General features: G+C 44.2%; 3 protein-coding genes. All 3 read left to right on the top strand.

Annotation, left to right across the window (positions count from 1 at the left end):
• The first annotated feature begins 321 nt into the window (after positions 1 to 321).
• Positions 322 to 2,775 carry a bifunctional aspartate kinase/homoserine dehydrogenase I gene (gene thrA / locus ACZFYI_RS15025; RefSeq protein ID WP_462524945.1) on the top strand — a complete coding sequence of 818 codons (2,454 nt, stop codon included), beginning with the start codon at positions 322 to 324 and terminating at the stop codon, positions 2,773 to 2,775.
• Positions 2,775 to 3,707, top strand: coding sequence for a homoserine kinase (locus ACZFYI_RS15020; protein ID WP_462524944.1), 933 nt, complete (start codon positions 2,775 to 2,777; stop codon positions 3,705 to 3,707). The genes thrA and ACZFYI_RS15020 overlap by 1 nt, the downstream gene beginning before the upstream one ends.
• Positions 3,708 to 3,945: 238 nt before the next feature.
• A complete protein-coding gene (gene thrC, locus ACZFYI_RS15015) occupies positions 3,946 to 5,253 on the top strand; it encodes a threonine synthase (RefSeq protein ID WP_462524943.1) in 1,308 nt (435 codons plus the stop codon).
• The last annotated feature ends 162 nt before the right edge of the window (positions 5,254 to 5,415 follow it).

Here is a 5,415-nt window from a genome sequence, read left to right as displayed (position 1 = left end):
AGGGTGACAGTATGGAAATAAAACTTTTGTTTGATTAAAAAAACAACAAAACATTTTTGCAATTCGGGAAATTGTCCTTAAGATTGCCGCATCAAAAAAAGCTTTTATGTTTTTCACAGCCAACAGTCTACATACGATGAATCTCTACGGCAGCCTTGCCGCAGAAAGCTGTGTTTTGGGTGGATCTATTTCCATGTTTTTTACAACCACCACCATTACGGGGTAATTCCCGTTTTCATTCCCATATAGACCCCTTATCTTTAGGTCCATTTTGGACCTCAAAAGCATATTATATACGCCAAAATCAAAACATTCATTTTTATGAAAATCTTAAAATTCGGAGGATCGTCAGTAGCCAATCAGGAAAATATCCGGAAGGTATTTCAGATCATAAAGAAACAGGCTAAGAAGGATGAAATCGCAGTTGTTTTTTCTGCATTGGGAGGGGTCACGGAAGTTTTGCTCAAGAGTGCCGTCAAAGCACGCGAAGGGGACAAATCCTATACCGACGAGATCAAAGTTTTGGAAGACAGGCATTACGACCTTGTCAGACAACTGATCCCGATACAACAGCAATCTACCGTTCTGACTTATGTCAAAGTCCGCTTCAATGAGTTGGAGGACCTTTTTCACGGCATTTACCTGATCAAAGAATGCTCTGCAAAAACCCTCGATTATGTTGGAAGTTTTGGCGAAAGGCTTTCCGCTTTTGTTTTGGCTGAAGCATTGAAAGTAGAAGGTTTGGAAACCCACTACCTTGATGCAAGGGAAGTCATCCGAACCAATAACCGCTTTGGCAATGCCAAAGTCGACTTTCCTGTTACCAATGACCTGATTCAGGACTATTTCCACAGCCATCCGGGGATGAAAATTATCACGGGTTTTGTGGCGGCAACAGAAAAAGGCGAGACTACTACGCTCGGAAGGAGTGGGTCAGATTATACCGCAGCAATATTTGCTTCAGCCCTTACAGCTGACACATTGGAGATTTGGACGGATGTATCGGGCGTGATGACTTCTGACCCAAGGCTCGTGTATTCAGCTTTTACCATTCCTCAGTTGACCTACAACGAGGCCATGGAGCTTTCCCACTTTGGGGCAAAAGTGATTTTCCCTGCCACCATGCAGCCTGCGATGCGGAAAGGGATTCCGATTTATATCAAAAACACCTTTGAACCTGAGCATCCGGGTACTCTGATCAACAGTGACGCACCCACAGGAAAACTGATCAAGGGAATTTCTTCTTTGGCAGGAATATCCCTTTTGAATATCCAAGGTGCGGGTTTGATGGAAGTGGTCGGCGTTAGCAGAAGGGTATTTGGGGCTTTGGCGGATGCAGGAGTCAATATTATTTTGATCAGTCAGGCTTCCTCAGAACACAGTATTTGCGTAGCAATCAAAACCAATGAAGTCTCTCTTGCCAAAGAAGCGATAGAAAAGGAATTTATCAATGAAATCCGGAATGGGGAAATGGATCCAGTGGTCGTGGTTTCAGAGATGGCGGTAGTAGCTGCTGTGGGAGAAAACATGAAGCACAATCCCGGTGCGAGTGGCAGGATGTTTATGGCTTTGGGCAGAAACAATGTCAATGTATATGCCATTGCTCAGGGAAGTTCAGAATTGAATATCTCTGCGGTAGTATCCCAAACCGACCTTCAAAAAGCACTCAACGCACTCCATGAGGCTTTTTTCCTTTCTGAGAACAAAGTGTTGCACGTCTTTTTGGTTGGCGTAGGACTGATTGGAAAAGCCTTGATCAAGATGATTTCTCTCCAAAGAAAGAAACTCCAAAAAGAAAATGATTTGGATGTGCAGATTCATGGGATCGCCAATTCAAGGTATATGGCCTTCCATGAAGATGGGTTTGACTTGGCAAATTGCCCGGCACCTGAAGATGCCAAAGGTGCGCAACCGATGGATCTTGGCAAGTTTATCAAACAGATGGAGGACATGAATTTTTCCAATACTGTTTTTGTGGATTGTACCGCAAGTCAGGAAGTAGCGGATACTTACGAGCAGGTTTTGGAAGCCAAAGTGGCCATCGTCACCCCAAACAAGAAAGCCAACTCAGGTTCTTTGGAGAATTATAAATCATTGAAAAAACTTGCCTACAAGCGCGGGGTCAAGTTTCTTTACGAAACCAATGTGGCTGCCGGACTTCCTGTGATCAATACCCTTCAGGACTTGATGTTGAGCGGAGACAAGGTTTTAAGAATTGAAGCAGTGCTGAGCGGATCGATGAATTATATTTTCAGTGAATTGGAAAAAGGCGCACCCTTTTCGGAAGTGGTCAAAATCGCCAAAGAAAAAGGCTATACCGAACCCGATCCAAGGGATGATTTGAGCGGCATGGATGTGGGGAGAAAAATCCTGATTTTGGGAAGAGAAGCCGAACAAGATTTACACTTCGAAGACATTACGATTCAAAGTATGGTTCCTGAAGACTGTAGGGAAACAGCATCCATCGATGAGTTTTTTGTCAAACTTCAGGCACATGATGGTGAATTTGCCCAAATGCTGGAAACTGCAAAGTCCAAGGGTGAAAAACTCCGCTTTATGGCTACTTTGGAAAACGGCAAAGCAAAAGTAGGCTTAAACTCACTAGACAGCAGCCATCCTTTTTATACTTTGAGGGGATCAGATAATATGATATTGTTTACCACCGAGCGCTACCATGACTTCCCGATGATCATCAGAGGTCCGGGTGCAGGTGCAGATGTGACTGCCGCCGGAGTTTTTGCAGATGTGATACGTTTGGGTAATTTCTCAAGATAATGGAAAGGTCAGTTACAGCTTTCGCCCCGGCCACTGTTGCCAATGTTTCCTGTGGATTTGATATCCTCGGATTTGCCATTGACCGATTGGGAGATAAAGTGACAGTTTCTTTCAATCGGGATGGGATCTTGAGAGTCACTGGAATCGAAGGGGATGGGGGAAAACTACCTTTGGAAGCTGATAAAAACACCTGTTCTGTGGCTATTCAGGCTCTTCTCAACAAATTAGAATCGAAACAGGGTATTGATATTTTCCTTGAAAAAGGATTACCGCTTGGTTCGGGAATGGGTTCTTCGGCTGCAAGTGCCGCTGCGGCATTGGAAGCTGCGAATGTGCTTTTGGGCAATCCTTTTACCAAAGAAGAGTTGGTTCCTTTTGCAATGGAATCAGAGCGGATCGCCTGCGGTTCAGCCCATGCGGATAATGTTGCCCCCTCGATTTTGGGCGGTTTTGTGTTGATCAGGGATTATGATCCATTGGATATTGTAAAGCTACCGGTTCCAGAAGGAATCTTCTGTACTTTGGTCCATCCCCATATAGAATTGAAAACTTCCGATTCGAGGAGTGTTCTGCGCAAACAGATTTCGCTCAAAGAGTCAGTGATGCAATCAGGAAATATTGCGGGATTTATAGCGGCATTGTATAAATCAGATTTGGCTTTGCTCAGTAGGTCTTTGAAAGATGTCATTGCCGAACCTTCCCGGGCCTTGTTGATTCCGGGCTTCTATGAATTGCGGGATGCGATCAAGTCCATCGGGTCTTTGGGTTCGGGAATTTCCGGCTCAGGACCTACGATATTTGTTCTTTCTGCAAATGAGAAAATTGCCAAAGAAGCAGGGGAGAAAGCCAAGGAAGTATTCCAAAAAATCGGTCTAGGCGTCGATGTATATGTGTCGGAAGTGAATAAACGGGGAGCGTTTGTACTTGAGTAGATTTGAGATATGAGACAAGAGATTTGAGATCCGACCTGAAAAGCGAGAAATTCAGAATTATGAATTAATAATGAAAAATGCGGTAACTCGATAACCCGACAACTAGACAACGCGAAGCAGACAACAATTACAACCAAGAGATTCTTCGCTGCACTCAGAATGTCGGATCCCCAACCCGATAACTCGATAACCTGACAACGCGAAGCATACAATAATTCCAACCACTACAACCCTTCCCATGAAATTCTACAGCACCAACAACCCCCACCATATAGTCAGCCTCAAAGATGCCGTGGTCAAAGGACTTGCTCCGGATCAGGGATTGTATATGCCAACGGAAATTCCGGTTTTGCCAAAGGATTTCTTTGAGAAGTTGCCGAATATGCCTTTCCGGGAAATCGGATATGAAGTCATTAAAGTGCTTTTCAATGAGGACTTGACCAAAGAACAGATCAGGGAATTGGTGGACCATACCTTGGCTTTTGATGCGCCATTGGTAAAAGTGGAGGAGGAAGTGTATGCATTGGAACTGTTTCACGGCCCTACCTTGGCATTCAAGGATTTTGGGGCGAGATTTTGTTCCAAGTTGATGGCAATCCTGATGGAAGGGGAGGAAAGGAAAATCCGGGTTTTGGTAGCGACTTCAGGTGATACAGGCAGTGCCGTGGCCAATGGATTTTTTAAAGTGGAGGGGGTTGAGGTTATCGTCTTATATCCAAAGGGAAAAGTGAGTGAATTGCAGGAAAAACAGTTTACCACCTTGGGTGAAAATATAACCGCCCTAGAGGTGGATGGGGTTTTTGATGATTGTCAGGCTTTGGTCAAGCAAGCTTTTTCTGACCTAGAACTCAATCAAAGGATGCTTTTGACTTCTGCCAACTCTATCAATGTGGCGCGGTGGATTCCGCAGTGTCTGTATTATTTCTATGCCTATTCCCGACTGCCAAAAAATCAAAAGAAATTGGCCATCTCAGTTCCAAGCGGGAATTTCGGTAATCTCGGAGCAGGGATCTTGGCTGAAAGAATGGGCTTGCCTATTGATACATTTATCGCATCTACCAATGTGAACCGGGTTGTTCCTGATTTTTTATCGGGCAGTGATTTTCAATCCAAACCTTCAGTTGCCACCATCAGCAATAGCATGGATGTCGGCAATCCGAGCAATTTTTCGAGGCTTTTAGCGCTGTATGGCAATGATGAAAAGTTGTTTCGGGAGAAAGTGAAAGGCTTCTATTTTGATGATCAGGATACCCAAAGAGCGATGGTACGTATCAAAGAAGAAACCGGCTATATCATGGATCCGCATGGGGCTGTGGGGTATTTGGGTTTGAGGAATTACATGAAAATGAATCCCGGTAAATACATAGGGATTTTCCTGGAAACCGCCCATCCCGCCAAATTCAAATCTGTGGTAGACGAAACTTTAGGCATTGACTTGCCCATACCTGAAAGATTGATGGCGTTTATGAAAGGGGAAAAGCAAGTGATGCAAATGGGTAAAAGCTATGAGGAGTTTAAGAGTTTTTTAACCAACCTGCCAAAGTGAGTATCCCCTTGCCAAAGTGAGTGAAGACACTCACTTTCATTGACTTCCCACCCGCCAAAGTGAGTGTCTCCACTCACTTGCGTTTCAGATTTAATTAGGGATGGGATTTAATTGAGGAGATGGGCAATAGCTTTGAGGAGTATAAGAGTTTTTTAACCAAAC

Source organism: Aquiflexum sp. (genome assembly GCF_977115555.1).
This window is presented reverse-complemented; position numbering and strand designations above follow the sequence as displayed.

Bases quoted from the DNA above. Each gene is read 5' to 3' on its own strand.
- thrC (WP_462524943.1), top strand. From the start codon at position 3,946: ATGAAATTCTACAGCACCAACAACCCCCACCATATAGTCAGCCTCAAA.
- thrA (WP_462524945.1), top strand. From the start codon at position 322: ATGAAAATCTTAAAATTCGGAGGATCGTCAGTAGCCAATCAGGAAAAT.
- ACZFYI_RS15020 (WP_462524944.1), top strand. From the start codon at position 2,775: ATGGAAAGGTCAGTTACAGCTTTCGCCCCGGCCACTGTTGCCAATGTT.